We start from the raw sequence: 16299 nt of genomic DNA on the forward strand, positions 1-16299 counted from the left end.
CATGGCAGGCCGGTCAGTCGTCTGAAATCCGCCCTCCCCGCATCGACTTCACGCTGGAGCGGCGTGCCTTCGAGTCGAGACGCCGGGCCTTCGCCGCCCTCGACGGGCGGGTGGCCTTGCGAGGGGGCGGCGGCGGTATCGCTGCTTCCCGCAGCAGGGCCACCAGCCTGTCGAGCGCGTCCTGTCGATTGCGCTCCTGCGTGCGGAAGCGCTGGGCGAGGATGACGACGACGCCGTCCTGCGTCAGCTTGCGGCCGGCCAGCTTCTGCGCGCGTATGGCGACGTCGTTGGGAAGCGACGGCGAGGTGCGGATATTGAAACGCAGATGCACCGCCGTCGACAGCTTGTTGACGTTCTGGCCTCCCGGTCCCGAAGCGCGCACGAATTCTTCCTCGATCTCGCGCTCGTCGATGGAGATATGGGGCGTGATCTCGATCATGGCCGTCCATAACGCGGAATGCTGCGCCGCCGCAAATATCTGGGAACGGTTCATGGATTGTTCTTGTGTTTTCCAGTCCCCCGCTTCAATCTTGCGGTACGAACACCTATCTTCCGGTGAAATCTCACAGGATCGTCCGAATGTCTGGCCGCCCGACCTCCGGCAGTGCAATGCCTTCGCCTGCCGACCGCCGCTTCATCACGGTGCGCGGTGCCCGCGAGCATAATCTGAAGAATGTCGACCTCGAAATCCCGCGCGACAAGCTCGTGGTCTTCACCGGGCTCTCCGGTTCCGGCAAGTCGTCCCTAGCTTTCGACACGATCTATGCCGAGGGCCAGAGGCGCTATGTCGAAAGCCTGTCGGCCTATGCCCGCCAGTTCCTCGAAATGATGCAGAAGCCCGATGTCGACCAGATCGACGGGCTTTCGCCGGCGATTTCGATCGAACAGAAGACGACGTCGCGCAATCCCCGCTCCACGGTCGCAACCGTCACGGAGATCTACGACTATATGCGCCTGCTCTGGGCGCGCATCGGCATTCCCTACTCGCCGGCGACCGGCCTGCCGATCGAAAGCCAGACCGTGAGCCAGATGGTCGACAGGGTGATGGCGATGCCGGAGGGCACGCGTCTCTTCCTGCTCGCCCCCGCCGTGCGCGGCCGCAAGGGCGAATACCGCAAGGAACTCGCCGATTTCCTCAAGCGCGGCTTCCAGCGCGTGAAGATCGACGGCGCCTATCACGAAATCGCCGAAGCGCCGGCGCTCGACAAGAAATTCAAGCACGACATCGACGTCGTCGTCGACCGCATCGTCGTGCGAGCCGACATCAGCGCGCGGCTGGCCGATTCCTTCGAGACGGCGCTGGAGCTGGCCGACGGCATCGCCGTCGTCGAACTGGCGGACGAGAAGGAGGCGGACGGCACGCCGCGGCGCGTGATGTTCAGCCAGAAATTCGCTTGCCCGGTTTCCGGCTTCACCATTCCGGAAATCGAGCCGAGGCTGTTTTCCTTCAACAATCCCTTCGGCGCCTGCCCGTCCTGCGACGGGCTCGGCACGGAGATGACGGTCGATCCCGTGCTGATCGTGCCCGACGACACCCTGTCGCTGCGCCGGGGCGCCCTGGCGCCCTGGGCCAAATCGACCAGCCCCTATTACAGCCAGACCGTGGACGCCCTGGCCAAGCACTTCAAGTTCGGCGTGACGACGCCCTGGAAGGACCTGCCCGATACCGTGAAGCAGGTCTTCCTCTACGGTTCGGGCGAGGAGCAGATCCTGTTCTCCTTCGACGACGGCCTGCGGTCCTACGAGACGCGCAAATCCTTCGAAGGCATCGTCACCAACCTTGAGCGGCGCTGGAAGGAGACCGATTCCGATCAGGCCCGCGAGGAGATCTCCCGCTTCATGGCGAACACGCCCTGCAAGGCCTGCGGCGGATTCCGCCTGAAGCCCGAAGCCCTCGCGGTGAAGATCGACGGCAGCCATATCGGGCATGTCGCGGGCCTGTCGGTGCGCCAGGCCAGGACGTGGTTCGAGGACCTGCCCGCCCGGCTCGACGACAAGCGCAACGAGATCGCGATGCGCATCCTCAAGGAGATCAGCGAGCGGCTGCGCTTCCTCGTCGATGTCGGCCTCGACTACCTGACGCTCGCCCGCAATTCTGGCACGCTGTCGGGGGGCGAGAGCCAGCGCATCAGGCTGGCCTCGCAGATCGGCTCGGGCCTGAGCGGCGTGCTCTACGTGCTGGACGAGCCGTCGATCGGCCTGCACCAGCGCGACAATGAGCGGCTGCTCGAAACCCTGCGCCGGCTGCGCGAGCTCGGCAACACCGTCATCGTGGTGGAGCATGACGAGGACGCCATCCTGCAGGCCGACTATGTCGTCGACGTCGGTCCCGGCGCCGGCGTCCATGGCGGCCGGATCGTCGCGCAGGGCACGCCCGCCGAGATCATGGCGGATCCGAATTCCCTCACGGGCAAATATCTGACGGGCGAGATGGGCGTCCCCCTCCCCGCGCAGCGCCGGCGTCGGCAGAAGGGCAAGGCGCTGAAGCTCTCGGGCGCCCGGGGGAACAATTTGAAGGATGTCTCCGTCGAGCTGCCGCTCGGCGTCTTCACCTGCGTTACCGGCGTCTCGGGCGGCGGCAAGTCCACCCTGCTCATCGATACCATCTACAAGGCGGTGGCGCGACGTCTCAACGGTGCGGTGGAACACCCCGCCCCGTTCGACCGGCTCGACGGCCTGGAACTCATCGACAAGGTCATCGATATCGACCAGTCGCCGATCGGCCGCACGCCGCGGTCCAATCCCGCGACCTATACCGGCGCCTTCACGCCCATCCGCGAATGGTTCGCCGGCCTGCCGGAGGCCAAGGCGCGCGGCTATCAGCCGGGCCGCTTCTCGTTCAACGTCAAGGGCGGCCGCTGCGAGGCGTGCCAGGGCGACGGCGTGATCAAGATCGAGATGCACTTCCTGCCCGACGTCTACGTCACCTGCGACGTGTGCAAGGGCAAGCGCTATGATCGCGAGACGCTGGAGGTCCGCTTCAAGAACAAATCGATCGCCGATGTTCTCGACATGACCGTCGACGAGGCAGCCGATTTCTTCAAGGCGGTGCCGACCATCCGCAACACCATGGAAACGCTGGCGCGGGTCGGCCTCGGCTATGTCAAGGTCGGCCAGCAGGCGACCACCCTCTCCGGCGGCGAGGCCCAGCGCGTGAAGCTCTCCAAGGAACTGGCGCGGCGTTCGACGGGGCGCACGCTCTACATCCTCGACGAGCCGACCACCGGGCTGCATTTCCACGACGTGGCGAAGCTGCTCGAAGTGCTGCACGAATTGGTGGAACAGGGCAATACGGTGGTGGTGATCGAGCACAATCTCGAAGTCATCAAGACGGCCGACTGGGTCATCGACATGGGACCGGAAGGGGGAGACGGCGGCGGCGAGGTCGTCGCGCAGGGCACGCCCGAGGCGATCATCCGCGAGCCGCGTTCCCACACCGGCCGTTTCCTGCGCGATGTCATGGAGCGGCGTCCGCAGCGCAGGCAGCGGACGGAGGCGGCTGAATAGCTTGAGCCATGCATGTCTGGGTGGTCACCATCTGAGATGCGGCCTTATTCCTCCTTTATGAACGATTTTCTCAAGAAGACATGCATTTATGCATGCCTGAGGCGCCATCAAACCCCTACCTCACGCTTGGCGCATACGTCATAAGACAGGGGTGAACGGCGACGGAGCAAGGGCTTCGAAGCGCGTTCGGACGAAGGAATAGGATCATGTTGTTTGCTGCTTTGATTGAACGTGTCTACGCTTGGCGCCGCGAGCGCGTGACGTTGACCGCACTCAAGCGTCTGAACGAACGCGATCTGGCCGATATCGGCGTCAATGCTGACGAGCTTCGCGCAGTCGCTCGCCAGGCCGCCCGGGCCTGATCGCTACCGACCAGACTGAGGACCCCGAATAGGGGGCCGAGACACAAGCCGCCGGTGGCGGCTTTTTGTTTGTGGCCGCCGGCCCCGGCCTATTCGCCCTCCCAATAGGGAAGGCTGTCGCGGGCCCGGCCCATGAAGCGGAACGCGTTGGGCTCCCCCTTCGCTCCCGGCGGCTGTTCGACCGAGACGCCGAAGCGGCCGGTCCGCGGATAGTCGCAGACTTCCGGCGAGATCTTGGTGCTGACGGCGAGATATTTGAGGTCCGCGTCCGAGGTGTTGACGATCTGATGCGCCGTTTCCGGTCCACCGGCAGGGCATGAGATGACGTCCCCCTGCCGAATCGGAAAGCTCTCGTCGCCGATGGTGACCTCTCCCCGGCCTTCGAGAACGAAGAACATCTCCTCGTTCGCGCGGTGGCTGTGGAAGGGGAAGGCTCGCCTTCCGGCCGGTACCACCGTGAGATTGCAGCCGAGCTGACGTGCGCCCACGCGGGTGCCGATCATGCCGATGCGCGCCTGATACGATTCGTCGGCGTCCCCGGCGCCCGGATAGGCCACGCCGTGCCCGAATTCCATGAAATCGAGATCGTCGAGATTCAGGATCTTGCCACCCACATGCTTCTCCCTGACGCCGGGCGTCCCTCGGGACGTTCCGTTCTCATGAGAGTACCGCAAGGGCATTCCGGAATCGAGACAGCCTGCCGACTCGACCGCATGCCAAGGATCGAGCGGCCAGCGAAAACCATGAGCTATGTCAATTTCGCATGCAACTTGGCGAAAATGTCTAAATCGCACGTTTTTATGACAGAGCGATGCATTTATGCATGGTTGTTGTGCGCTGCAGCATCTACCAGCGCAGCGCAACATGGGGCATTCTCCAGTCCATCAGCCATGACGGAGAATGTGCTCCGAAACAGGTTCGACGAGAAGGAACCCGATCATGTTGTTCGCTGCTCTGATCGAGCGTGTCCGCATCTGGCGCCGCGAGCGCGAGACGCTGGCTGAGCTCCGGCGCTTGAACGAACGCGATTTGTTCGACATCGGCATCAATCCGGCCGACGTGCGGGCGATTGCGCGCCAGGCCGCCCGCTCCTGAAGGCAAGGCTTCGGTCCGGGCCCGCCTGCGGCTTTCACCGCCGGGCCCGCGAGACCGAAGTGCCGCCGCAAGCGCAGCCGGCAGGGTGGGTTTTTGCCGCCGCCGGCGCATGAATGCTTCAACCGGCGGCCCTCATGCTCTAGAAGCGGGGCATGACATCCTCCCCCGTTCATATCGTCGGCGCCGGTCTCGCCGGCTCCGAAGCCGCCTGGCAGCTCGCCCAGGCTGGAATCCCCGTCATCCTGCACGAGATGCGGCCGGTCCAGCCCACCCAGGTGCACAAGACCACCGATTTTGCCGAACTCGTCTGTTCGAACTCCTTCCGCTCCGACGATGCGCAGACCAATGCCGTCGGCCTCCTGCATGAGGAAATGCGGCGGCTGGATTCGCTGATCATGGCATGCGGCGACGCGCATCAGGTCCCGGCCGGCGGTGCGCTGGCGGTCGACCGCGACGGGTTTTCCGCGGCGGTGACGGCCAGGCTCTCGGCCCATCCCCTCGTCGAGGTCCGGCGCGAACAGGTCGATTCCCTGCCGCCGGAATGGGACAATGCCATCATTGCGACGGGCCCCCTCACCTCGCCCGCCCTTGCCGAGGTCGTCGCCGGCCTGACCGGCGAAGCGTCCCTCGCCTTCTTCGACGCGATCGCCCCGATCGTTCACCGCGATACCATCAATATGGACATCGCCTGGTTCCAGTCGCGCTACGACAAGCCCGGCCCCGGCGGCAGCGGCGCGGACTACATCAACTGTCCGATGACCAGGGAGCAATATGAGGCGTTCCTCGACGCCGTCATTGCCGGCGACAAGACGAGCTTCAAGGACTTCGAGGGCACGCCCTATTTCGACGGCTGCCTGCCGATCGAGGTGATGGCCGAGCGCGGCCGCGAAACCCTTCGCTTCGGCCCGATGAAGCCGGTCGGGCTGACGAACCCCAGGGATCCCACCGTCAAGCCTTACGCCATCGTGCAGCTGCGACAGGACAACGCGCTCGCCACGCTGTACAATATGGTCGGCTTCCAGACCAAGCTGAAATATGCCGAGCAGACGCGGATCTTTCGCATGATCCCCGGCCTGGAGAGCGCCGAATTCGCGCGGCTCGGCGGGCTCCACCGCAACACCTACATCAATTCCCCCCTGCTGCTCGACGGCTCCCTGCGGCTGAAATCGATGCCGCGGCTGCGTTTCGCCGGCCAGATCACCGGCTGCGAGGGCTATGTCGAAAGCGCCAGCATCGGCCTGCTCGCCGGGCGCTTCGCCGCCGCCGAACGGCTCGGCGTCCCGCCGCTCACCCCGCCTCCCACCACCGCCATCGGCGCCCTGCTCGGGCACATCACCGGCGGCCATCTCGTCGTCGAGGAAAGCGGGCCGCGTTCGTTCCAGCCGATGAACGTCAATTTCGGCCTGTTCCCGCCGCTCGACGTCAGCCCGAAGGGCGAGGACGGAAAGCGGCTGCGCGGCACGGACAAGGCGCAGGCGAAGAAACGGGCGATGAGCGCGCGCGCCCTTCAGGATCTCGCTGCATGGATCGCCGAGTCGGGCGGCCGGCCCTCACTGCTTCAGTGAGCGCAGGCGGCGTCCGAAGCGCCACAAATGCCATTGCCGGCGCCATTGCGGCGGCTCGGCCCGGTCGCGGAAGAGATTGAAGCCGGGCCTTGCCACCCGCCGCAGCACGGGTTCGATGAGGGCGAGCGGCAGGAAGGCGGGCGCGACCGCAGCCGGTGCGCTCGGAAGCAGGGCCAGCGCGGCGGCGAGATGCTTGCGGCCGAGCGCCGTGACGTCCGCGAAGGCCGCCCTCGCCGCGGCGCTGTCGCGGCCGTTGAGGATGTCGTCCTGCGCGCCCTGATGCCTGGCGACGATATCGGCCGGCACAAAGATCTGCCCGCGTGCGGCGTGGCGCGCCGCGTTCTTCAGGAGCCCGGCGATACCCTGGGCGACGCCGGCATGCCCGGCGAGATCCGCCGGGCCGGCATCGCCGCCATCCGCCAGGATGAGGCTCGCCAGCCGGAACAGGGCCGAAGCGGTCTCGCCGCAATAGCCTTCCAGATCGGTCACGGTCGGAAGCAGATCGTCGTAGAGATCGTGGACATGGGCATCGACGAGCGCCGTCAGCGCCGCGCGCGGCAGTGCGTAGCGTCCGATCGTGGCGATCAGGGCCGCCGCGACGGGATTGCCCGACGCGCCTCCCCGGGCGGCATCGTCCAGGAGATCCCGCCACCATTGCAGCCTGACCTCGCCGGGCAAGGGCGCGGACACGGCGTCGCGGACGCGGACGATCTCGCAATTGAAGGCGTGAAGGGCGAACAGGCCGGCGCGATGCTCGGCGGGCGCGAACAGGCAGGCGAGCCAGGCGTCCCGGTCGAGCTCGCGCAGCAGGTCTTCGCAATAGGCCAGGTCGGCGGGAGCGACGGGGCTGTCCTCGACCGTCATGGCACCGCGATCAGCGCGGCGGCGACGCGCCGGTCCTCCGCCAGAAGCACGTTCCAGGTGCGCGCCGCCGCGCCGGTCGGCATCACTTCGAGGCCGATCCTGTGGTCGCGGAATCGCCAGCGGAGCGCCTCGGGAAAGAAGGCGACGTCCCCGCCCGTGCCGACGAGCAGAATCTCGATCCCGGCCGCTTCGGCGAAGACGGGCTGGAACGTCTCGAGCGAGAATTCGGCCGGGCCGGCCAGCGCCCAGGCATGCATGCCCGAGGGCAGGCAGAGGATCGAGCCGCGATGGGACATGCCGCCGAAGCGGAAGCCACCTTCACCGTAGGCTTCGATGGGAACGACCTGCGGCAGGAAACGCCGCTCGCCCGCCGCCGCTTCCGGCTCCGTCATCCGTCCTACTCCGGCTTGTCCTCGGCCTCGCTCCGGCTGCCCGGCCGAAGGCCGAGATAGATCAGGATCGGCGAGGCGATGAAGATCGACGTGTAGGTGCCGACCAGGACGACGCCGAAGAGCATGGTGGCCGTGAAGCTGTGGATGGCCTGGCCGCCGAACAGAAGCAGCGCCAGCAGGGCCAGCGCCACCGTAACATGGGTGATCACGGAGCGCGAGAGCGTGGCGTTGATCGATTCGTCGAGCAGTTCGGGAAGCGGCTTCTTCTTGAACTTGCGCAGCAGCTCGCGAATACGGTCATAGATCACGACGGTATCGTTGAGGGAATAGCCGAGGATGGTGAGGAGGGCCGCGACGCTCGTCAGGTCGAACTCGATCTGCGTGACCGACAGGAAGCCGATGGTGAGCGCGATGTCGTGGACATTGGCGATCATGGCGCCGACGGCGAACTCCCAGTCGAAGCGGAACCACAGATAGACCAGGATGCAGGCGATGGCGACGAAGATGCCGACGGTGCCGACGGTCACCAACTCCTGCGACACGCTCGGCCCGATGACCTGCACGCTGTCGAAGGTGTAGTCGCCTTTCAGCGCCGCCTTGACCTTCTCGGCCGCGACCTGCTGGGCCGCATCGCCGCCCGGCTGCTGGGCGATGCGGATCAGCATCTGCCCGTTGCTGCCGAATTCCTGCATCTGGATCTCGCCCAGCTGCAGCGGTTCGAGCTTGGCGCGCGCGCCGACGATATCCGCCTTGCCGGAGGTCGCGGAGACCTCCATCGAGATGCCGCCCTTGAAGTCGATGCCGTAATTCAGGCCATGGGTGAAGAAGAACACCAGGGCCAGGATGGAAAGCACAGCCGAGGCCGGGAAGCTGAAACGCCGGAAGCGGATGAAGCTGAAATGGGTGTTGTCGGGGACAATGCGAAGATGGCGCACCGTGCTCACTCCATCAATCTATCAAATTGGGATGGAGCGAGGCTTCACCCCGCGATACCACCAGGAAACCAGCAGACGCGTCACCGTGAAGGCGGTGAAGACCGTGGTGATGATGCCGATGCCGAGAGTCACGGCGAAGCCCTTGACGGCGCCCGTGCCGACGAAGAACAGCACGGCTGCCGCGATGAAGGTCGTGATGTTGGAATCCAGGATGGTCGCCAGGGCGCGGGCGAAGCCGGCGTCGAGCGACATCAGCACCGTGCGGCCGGCCCGGACCTCTTCGCGGATGCGCTCATAGATCAGCACGTTGGAGTCGACGGCGATGCCGACGGTCAGCACCACGCCGGCGATACCCGGCAGGGTGAGCGTCGCGCCCAGCAGCGACAGAAGGCCGAAGATGAGGCCGACATTGAGCGCGACCGCCACCGAGGCGATGATGCCGAACAGGCCGTAGCTCGCGATCATGAAGGCGACGACGAGGAGCGATCCGACGAGGGCGGCCATCTCGCCGGAATGGATCGCGGCCTGGCCGAGACCGGGGCCGACCGTGCGTTCCTCGACGACGGTCATCGGGGCGGGCAAGGCGCCGGAGCGGAGAAGAAGAGCCAGATCCTGCGCCTGCTGGGTGGTGAAATCGCCGGAGATCTGCCCGGAGCCCCCCGTGATCGGCTCGCGGATGACCGGTGCCGACAGCACCTTGTTGTCGAGGACGATGGCGAAGGGCTTGTTGACGTTCTCCTCGGTCACCCGGCCGAACTGCCGGGCGCCGTTGGTGTTGAAGCGGAAGGAAACCACCGGCTCACGCGTCTGCTGGTCGAAGGTCGCCTGGGCGTCGACGAGGTCCTCGCCCGCCACCATCACCTGGTCCTGCACGAGATAGGGAACGCGACCATCCTGGGAATAGAGGATCTCGGACTCGATCGGCGGGCGCGTCTGCAGCGCCTGCTCGGCCGACATGCTGAAATCGACCAGGCGGAATTCGAGCTTGGCGGTCTGCTTCAGGAGGCCCTTGAAGCGCTCCGGATCCCGCAGGCCCGGCATCTGCACGACGATACGGTCATCGCCCTGGCGCTGGATCAGCGGCTCGGTCACGCCCGTGGCGTCGACGCGGCGGCGGACGATCTCGATCGATCGCTCGACGATCCGCTGCATGCGCTCACGCAGTCCCGCATCGGTGAGAACGATGGAGATCTGCCCGGGCGAGGACGAGGTGATGTCGGCGCTGCGGCTTCCGACGCCGAACAGATTGCCGTCGGCGGCATTGCCCAGGGGCTGCAGCAATTCGAGTGCCCGCGCCGTATCCGCCGGATTGGGCAGCGTCACGAGGACGCCCCTGCCCTGCAGCGCCGCCTGGCTGCGGATCTTGTTGTCGATCAGCGTCTGGCGCGCCTGGCTGCGCAGATTGGTGACCTGGTCCTTGATGACGGCGTTCTGGTCGATTTCCAGCAGGAAATAGGAGCCGCCCTGCAGGTCGAGACCGAGCGTCAGCGTCTGATGCGGGAGCCAGGACGGCATCGCATTGCGCCAGCTCTCGGGCATGACGTTGGGGGCGGCCAGCCATAGACCGATGAGCAGCGCTATGAGAATCGAGGCCGTTTTGGCGGGGGAAAAATGCAGCATGGCGGGGACGTTTCCAAGCCTTGGCAGGCTTCTCCCGGAGCGTGGCGGCGTTCTACCTCAAACGCAGCCCTTCTCCAGGTCTTGTTTCGTCGGGGCGGCGTCGCAAGCGTCGCGGCCGGCGTCAGACCGTCTCGGCCTTCTTGACCGGCTCGGTCTTGGAGCGGACGCTGGCGATCATGTCGCGCACCACCTTCACGCGCACGCCGTCCGCGATCTCGGCCTCGATCTCCGCATCGCCCTCGACGGCCTTGACCACCTTGGCGATCAGCCCGCCGGTCAGTACGATCATGTCGCCGCGGCGCACGGCCTTGAGCATGGCCTGCTGTTCCTTGGCACGCCGCTGCTGGGGACGGATGAGGAGGAAATAGAAGATCACGAACATGGCGATCGGCAGCAACAGCGTGCCGAACGTACCGGAAAGAAAATCGCCGCCTAGGGCTGCCTGTGCAAAGGCAGGTGTCGTGAACATCACAATGGCCTCTCGGGAAAGCGGACGAACCCGTCCGCCGCAAATTCGGGGCGGACTATAGTGATCCGGCCACCGAAAGCAAACGGATGGCCGGCTTTTCCGGGCCGGAGCGCGTTTTTGCCGGTCTTCTGCCAAGCCGTGGTGACAGCCTGGATTCCCGGCCCTTATTCACCCCGAAAATAGCCCTCTTCCGTTCCCGGCGCACGCCTTCGGCACCTCAGATGACAAAAATTTCATGCGCAACGCCGCACCCTGGATGGAGACGCGGCGGCGCGGCGCCGAATCAGGAAGGAGGGAGGCCGGCAGGCGGCTCCTCATAGAGTTCGAGCGGCAGGCCGTCGGGGTCCCTGAAGAAGGTGAAGCGGCGGCCGGTATGCTCATCGATCCGGACCGCCTCGACCGCGACATCGTGGGCCGTAAGACGGGCGATCACCGGCTCGAGCGCCGGCACCGCGAAAGCGAGATGGCGCAGGCCGCAGGCTTCGGGTGTGGTCGGGCGCGGCGGAGGGGAGGGAAAGGAAAACAGCTCGATCTGCGCCGGTCCGACGCCCAGATCGCATTTCCACGATCCCCGCTCCGCCCGCCACACCTCCCGGAGAACGGGCAGGCCCAGGATCTCGGCATAGAAGCGGCGCGAGCGCGCATAGTCCGAGCAGATGACGGCGATGTGGTGGATGGCATGCAGCATGGCGAGGGTCTGGCACGGCCGGCGGAACGCTTCAAGCCTCCTCCGCCGGCGATGCCGCGGCTTTCCTCGCCGGTGCTCCCGCGCTACATGGATGCCCCGCCTCGATGGATACGCTGGTTGCCATGTCCGATATTTCCTCTTCCGAATTGTCCCAATTGCTCGTCCGGATCGCGGAGGCGCTCGAGCGGCTTGCGCCCCCTCCCCGGCACCGGACCGATTTCGACGCCTCCGATGCCTTCGTCTGGCAGGCCGGCGAGAAATATCTGCAGCCCGTCGCCAAGGTGAACAGGGTGGCGATGCCGCTCCTCAAGGGCATCGATCTCGTGCGCGACCTGCTGGTCGAGAACACCGAGCGCTTCGCACGCGGCCTTCCGGCCAACAATGCCCTGCTCTGGGGCGCACGCGGCATGGGCAAATCCTCCCTGGTCAAGGCGGCCCACGCGGAGATCGACGCCAAGGTCGGCGGCCTCAAGCTGATCGAGATCCATCGCGAGGATATCGACAGCCTGCCCGAACTGATGAACCTCACGCGCCCCGCCCCCTATCGCTTCATCGTCTTCTGCGACGATCTTTCCTTCGACAGCGACGACACCACCTATAAATCCCTCAAGGCGGCGCTCGAAGGCGGGGTCGAGGGCAGGCCGGAAAACCTGATCTTCTATGCGACCTCCAATCGGCGCCACCTGATGCCGAGGGACATGATCGACAACGAGCGGTCGACGGCGATCAATCCCGGCGAGGCCGTGGAGGAGAAGGTCTCCCTCTCCGATCGCTTCGGCCTGTGGCTCGGCTTCCATCGCTGCAGCCAGGACGATTACCTCGACATGGTCTTCGGCTATGCGGACCATTTCGGCCTGGAGCTCGACCGCGGCAGGATGAAGGCCGAGGCGCTCGAATGGGCGACGACGCGCGGCGCCCGCTCCGGCCGCACGGCCTGGCAATATGTGCAGGACCTCGCCGGCCGGCTCGGCCGCTCGCTCCATTGAGCGCATAGGACGCCCGGCCCATAAACGAGAACCTCCCCGGGGGTGCTTCCACCCTCGGGGAGGTCCATCCATTCGGGGTCTCGCGACGAACGGATTCCTTTGATCAGTTGCCTGCCAGATATTGCCGGGGGTTGACCGGAGCGGCGCCCTTGCGCACCTCGAAGAGGAGCTGAGGCGAGGTGACGTTTCCGGTCTGCCCCGCCGTGGCGATGACCTGGCCCCGCCTGACGGCATCGCCCTTCTTGACCTCCAGATCCTTGGCATGGCCGTAGGCGGTGACATAGCCGTTGGCATGGCGGATGAGGATGAGGTTGCCGTAGCCCTTCAGCTCGTTGCCGGCATAGGCGACCACGCCGTCCTCGGCAGCCTTGACCTCGGTGCCCTCGGGAACCGAGATATTGATGCCGTCGCTGTTGCGGCCGAAATCCTGGATGACGCGTCCCTTGACCGGCCAGCGGAATTCAGGATTGGCGGGCTTGGCAGCCGCCGCATCGACGGCCACCGTCTGGGAGGCCGCCTGCTGGTCGCCGGGCTCGTGCGGAATGCTCGCCGTGACGGCGGGAGCAGGCTGCGGCGCGGCTTCCACCCGTGCGGTCTTGACCGCGACCGGCTTGGATATCGGCTTGGATTTGGCCAAAGCGAGCTTTTCGGCCTTGAGTTTGGCACTCTTTTCCGCCTCGGAGGGGGCGGCGGCGGCCAGATGGGCAGGCTTGGTCTTCACCTTAGCGAGCGGCGTCGCTTCAGCGACATGGACCGGCTTGACGACGGCGGTCGCCACAGGCCGCACCGTCGCCGGCTTGGCCACCGGCTTGATCTGCGCGGACCGGACCGGCACCGGCTTGGCGGCGATATGGCCCTGCGTGGCGGCGGTGCGGACGGCCTCGATCTTGACAGGCTTGGCGGGCCGCGCCGGCACGGCCGGCCGCGGCGCCATTTCCGTGGCGGCAGCGACGGGAACGTCCCGCGGCGGCCGGTTGTCGAACGCCTGCTCGGCATGGCCGCGCGGAGCCTGCTGAGGAACCTCGGCCGCTGCCGCCCGGACGGCGGCGCCCGGAACCTTCAACTGCTGCCCGATCTTGACGCTCATCCACTCGTCGATGCCGTTTTCCTTGGCGAGGCGGGGACGGGTGGTGCCATAGGCCTTGGCGATCGAGGTCAGCGTCTCGCCCGGCTTCACGACATGGATGCCACGGGGCTCGGTCGCCACGCGTGGCCGCGTGCCGGCCGGCGTCGTCGCAACCGGCCGGATCTTGGCTTCCCCGACGCTCGCGCGCGCCGTCTCCACGGCGGGATCATCTGGATAGGGCTGCTCTTCGCTGACCCGGCGCGGCCTGGCTGCGGTCTCGGGGGCCGGAGCCGAGGCTGGCGCTGCCTTGGCCGTGGCGTTGTAGACGGGGATGATGACCTGCTGGCCGGGCGAGAGAGCGCGGCCGCGCAGCCCGTTTACCTTCATGATCGCATCGGACGGCACGCCATAGCGGTTCGACAGGGTATTGATGTCCTCGCCGGCCCGCGCCGTGACGGTCGCGCCGCCATCGGCGCTCCAGCCACCGGCCTTGAAGCCGCCGATCTGCGGTTCGGGAGTTGCGATGGCGCCGGTGACCAGGGGCTGCTCGCCGCGATTGACGCGATACTCGGTCTGCGGAACGCTGCGCTCGGACACCGATCCCACCGGAGGCAGCGGCTGTGCGGCAACCGGCCGCGACGCCGGCACGGTGCCGACGGCGTAGCCGGGGTCGGGCTGCATCCGCGCGCCGTTGTTGTAGCCCGGGTTGGGCCGCATCCGCGCGCCATTGTTGTAAGCCGGCCGGGGCGCGTCGTTATACGCGACCTGGCCTGATCCGGTATCGGAAGGATTGAAGGGGTTCGAAAACGGATTTGACGAAAATCGCGATGTGCTGTCACCGCAACCTGCGGTGAGGCCGGCCATAAGGGCGATGACTGCGACGCGCGACAAGTGGCGCGAACGGATCGGCTTGCTCGGAAAACGCATAGGACGCTCACACCCACGCTACGAAAGGGACGCCATGATTAAGCGCGTATTGGGGTAAACAACGACTTAAGACCCCGGTGCAATTCCGCCCGAGTTTTACGATCGCCGGACCTCGGCTTTCACCTCAGGGACGGTCCCTGACGGCTCGACCGAGGCTATTCCTCGCGTCAAAGCGCTGGTTTCGCTGGCGAATTGGACGATAGGGGGGTCGGCTCGGCATCGACCTGCGGCCATCGGTGTTCCGCCTCGCCCCCCGTGCCCGGCGACGGCGATCAATGCGGGGCTCACAGCGTTCCCTAAGGGAATGAAAGTGATTCGCAGTAGGCACGAGAATCATCGGCCCGTCCACCGGCCTTATGATTCTCGATCTATCGATCAGAGGCGGTCCGCGACATCCGGGATCATGGCGGTGGCACGAACTTCCATCAGATTCGTATGGGAAAAACCGTCGGCGTCGCGCGTGATCAGGGTCAGCCTCTGCTCCTGCCCCGCCTCCCCGATCGGCACGATCATGCGCCCGCCGAGGGCCAGCTGATCGAGCAGCTCGGTCGGCACTTCGGGCACGGCGGCCGTGGCGACGATCCTGTCGAAGGGCGCCTGCTGGCGCCAGCCGCGGCTCCCGTCGGCCACCATCATGGTGACGTTGAGGATCGTCACCGCCCGCAGCCTCTCTTCGGCCTCGGTGATCAGGGTACGCCAGCGATCCAGGGTGAGGACGCGCTTGGCGAGCCGGCCGAGGACGGCGGTCAGATAGCCGGAACCGGTTCCGATCTCGAGGACGCGATGCAGCGGCTCCACGTCCAGCCGCTCGGCGATGGTCGCGGCCAGCACGGGAGGCGTGATGGTTTGCCCGCATTGAATGGGCAGGCTGAGATCACGCCAGGCGAACTCGGCGAATTCGGGCAGCACGAAAAGCGGACGCGGCAGCGTCGACACCGCATTCAGCACCTTCTGGTCGGTCAGGCCGCGCAGACGCAGGCGCAGGATGAACGCCATCATGGCTTCCGCGTGCTGCTCCTCCCGCTCCGGCACCGCCCGTCCATCCGTCATGATACGGCTTCGAAGACATCCGCGAGACGTTGCAGGGCAGCGACGTCGCTGAGGTTGAGATGAAGCGGCGAGATCGAGATCCGCTTCTGGAACATCGCCCAGAGGTCGGTGCCTTCGACGCGCGTCGGCGTCTCCCGCCGGAAGGCGAGCCAATAATAGGACCCGCCGCGGAAGTCCTCGCGCTCGACGACATCGATCAGCGCGGACTGGTTGCGCTGGCCCTGGGTGGTGACCGAGACGCCGGCGACCTCATCCGGTTCGCAGTCCGGGAAGTTGACGTTGAACAGGACCCCCTTGGAGAAGCCGTGCGCCAGCAGCTTGCGGATGACCATGGGGCCGTGCTGCTCGGCGCAGTTCCAGCGGAGTCCCTCCCCGCCCCCGATGCCGAGGGCCTGGCTCAAGGCGATGGAGGGAATGCCGAGCAAGGTCCCCTCCATCGCCGCCGCGATGGTGCCGGAATAGGTGACGTCCTCGGCAATGTTCTGCCCGCGATTGACGCCGGACAGGATGAGGTCGGGCGCCTTGCCCTTGAGCACATGCTGCACGCCCATGATGACGCAATCGGTCGGCGTCCCGCTGACGGCGTAGCGCTTCTCGCCGATGTGCCGCAGCCGCAGCGGCGTGCTCAGCGACAGGGAGTGGGACACGCCCGATTGATCGGTCTCGGGAGCGATGACGGTGACATCCTCGCTCAGAGCCCGGGCGATCCTTTCCAGGCTGACGAGGCCGGGAGCATGGATGCCATCGTCATTGGTGATGAGAATTCGCATCGG

At 66.1% G+C, this 16299-nt stretch carries 16 protein-coding genes; 5 read left to right on the forward strand and 11 right to left on the reverse strand.

Annotated features, from left to right (window positions below; all coding sequences use genetic code 11):
- Positions 1–13 precede the first annotated feature (13 nt).
- Positions 14–439 carry an alternative ribosome rescue aminoacyl-tRNA hydrolase ArfB gene (arfB, locus tag J3R73_RS13800; protein ID WP_307437334.1) on the reverse strand — a complete coding sequence of 142 codons (426 nt, stop codon included), beginning with the start codon at positions 437–439 and terminating at the stop codon, positions 14–16.
- A gap of 140 nt (positions 440–579) precedes the next feature.
- On the opposite strand from arfB, the gene uvrA reads away from it, so the two are divergent.
- Both uvrA and J3R73_RS13810 read left to right on the forward strand, forming a co-directional pair.
- A complete protein-coding gene (gene uvrA / locus J3R73_RS13805) occupies positions 580–3507 on the forward strand; it encodes an excinuclease ABC subunit UvrA (RefSeq protein ID WP_370879915.1) in 2928 nt (975 codons plus the stop codon).
- Between the two features lie 206 nt (positions 3508–3713).
- Positions 3714–3869 carry a YjiS-like domain-containing protein gene (locus tag J3R73_RS13810; RefSeq protein WP_307427698.1) on the forward strand — a complete coding sequence of 52 codons (156 nt, stop codon included), beginning with the start codon at positions 3714–3716 and terminating at the stop codon, positions 3867–3869.
- 89 nt (positions 3870–3958) lie between these two features.
- On the opposite strand, the gene J3R73_RS13815 is transcribed toward J3R73_RS13810, so the two are convergent.
- On the reverse strand, positions 3959–4483 hold the full coding sequence (locus J3R73_RS13815; RefSeq protein WP_307427700.1) for a cupin domain-containing protein: 525 nt from the start codon (positions 4481–4483) through the stop codon (positions 3959–3961).
- A gap of 325 nt (positions 4484–4808) precedes the next feature.
- Between J3R73_RS13815 and J3R73_RS13820 the strand changes: the two genes are divergently transcribed.
- Both J3R73_RS13820 and trmFO read left to right on the forward strand, forming a co-directional pair.
- On the forward strand, positions 4809–4964 hold the full coding sequence (locus J3R73_RS13820; protein ID WP_307427702.1) for a DUF1127 domain-containing protein: 156 nt from the start codon (positions 4809–4811) through the stop codon (positions 4962–4964).
- Positions 4965–5116: 152 nt separating this feature from the next.
- Positions 5117–6529 (forward strand): methylenetetrahydrofolate--tRNA-(uracil(54)-C(5))-methyltransferase (FADH(2)-oxidizing) TrmFO, encoded by a 1413-nt coding sequence (trmFO, locus tag J3R73_RS13825; RefSeq protein WP_307427704.1) that lies wholly within the window; start codon positions 5117–5119, stop codon positions 6527–6529.
- Here the strand turns inward: trmFO and J3R73_RS13830 are convergent.
- The 6 genes from J3R73_RS13830 to gloA2 form a co-directional block, all read right to left on the reverse strand.
- Positions 6515–7393 (reverse strand): phytoene/squalene synthase family protein, encoded by an 879-nt coding sequence (locus J3R73_RS13830; RefSeq protein WP_307427705.1) that lies wholly within the window; start codon positions 7391–7393, stop codon positions 6515–6517. The genes trmFO and J3R73_RS13830 overlap by 15 nt on opposite strands.
- Positions 7390–7785: an Mth938-like domain-containing protein gene (locus tag J3R73_RS13835; protein WP_307427707.1), complete on the reverse strand. Its 396-nt coding sequence runs from the start codon at positions 7783–7785 to the stop codon at positions 7390–7392. The genes J3R73_RS13830 and J3R73_RS13835 overlap by 4 nt, the downstream gene beginning before the upstream one ends.
- Positions 7786–7790: 5 nt before the next feature.
- Complete coding sequence (gene secF / locus J3R73_RS13840; RefSeq protein ID WP_307427709.1) at positions 7791–8720, reverse strand: protein translocase subunit SecF; 930 nt, start codon at positions 8718–8720, stop codon at positions 7791–7793.
- A gap of 21 nt (positions 8721–8741) precedes the next feature.
- Complete coding sequence (gene secD / locus J3R73_RS13845; protein ID WP_307427712.1) at positions 8742–10340, reverse strand: protein translocase subunit SecD; 1599 nt, start codon at positions 10338–10340, stop codon at positions 8742–8744.
- Positions 10341–10461: 121 nt separating this feature from the next.
- Positions 10462–10809, reverse strand: a complete 348-nt coding sequence (gene yajC, locus J3R73_RS13850; protein WP_307427714.1) for a preprotein translocase subunit YajC — start codon at positions 10807–10809, stop codon at positions 10462–10464.
- 283 nt (positions 10810–11092) lie between these two features.
- Positions 11093–11497 (reverse strand): SMU1112c/YaeR family gloxylase I-like metalloprotein, encoded by a 405-nt coding sequence (gene gloA2, locus J3R73_RS13855; RefSeq protein WP_307427716.1) that lies wholly within the window; start codon positions 11495–11497, stop codon positions 11093–11095.
- Between the two features lie 122 nt (positions 11498–11619).
- Here gloA2 and J3R73_RS13860 point away from each other — a divergent pair, with 122 nt between their 5' ends.
- Positions 11620–12483, forward strand: coding sequence for an ATP-binding protein (locus J3R73_RS13860; RefSeq protein ID WP_307427718.1), 864 nt, complete (start codon positions 11620–11622; stop codon positions 12481–12483).
- A gap of 103 nt (positions 12484–12586) precedes the next feature.
- Here the strand turns inward: J3R73_RS13860 and J3R73_RS13865 are convergent, their stop codons facing one another.
- From J3R73_RS13865 to surE, 3 genes are all read right to left on the reverse strand, one after another.
- Positions 12587–14266, reverse strand: coding sequence for a peptidoglycan DD-metalloendopeptidase family protein (locus J3R73_RS13865; protein ID WP_307427720.1), 1680 nt, complete (start codon positions 14264–14266; stop codon positions 12587–12589).
- Between the two features lie 585 nt (positions 14267–14851).
- Positions 14852–15526, reverse strand: a complete 675-nt coding sequence (locus J3R73_RS13870) for a protein-L-isoaspartate(D-aspartate) O-methyltransferase (protein ID WP_307427722.1) — start codon at positions 15524–15526, stop codon at positions 14852–14854.
- Positions 15523–16296, reverse strand: a complete 774-nt coding sequence (gene surE / locus J3R73_RS13875; protein WP_307427724.1) for a 5'/3'-nucleotidase SurE — start codon at positions 16294–16296, stop codon at positions 15523–15525. Before surE ends, J3R73_RS13870 begins: the two co-directional genes overlap by 4 nt.
- Positions 16297–16299 lie beyond the last annotated feature (3 nt).

The organism is Labrys monachus, from assembly GCF_030814655.1.
GTDB classification, from domain to species: Bacteria; Pseudomonadota; Alphaproteobacteria; order Rhizobiales; family Labraceae; genus Labrys; species Labrys monacha.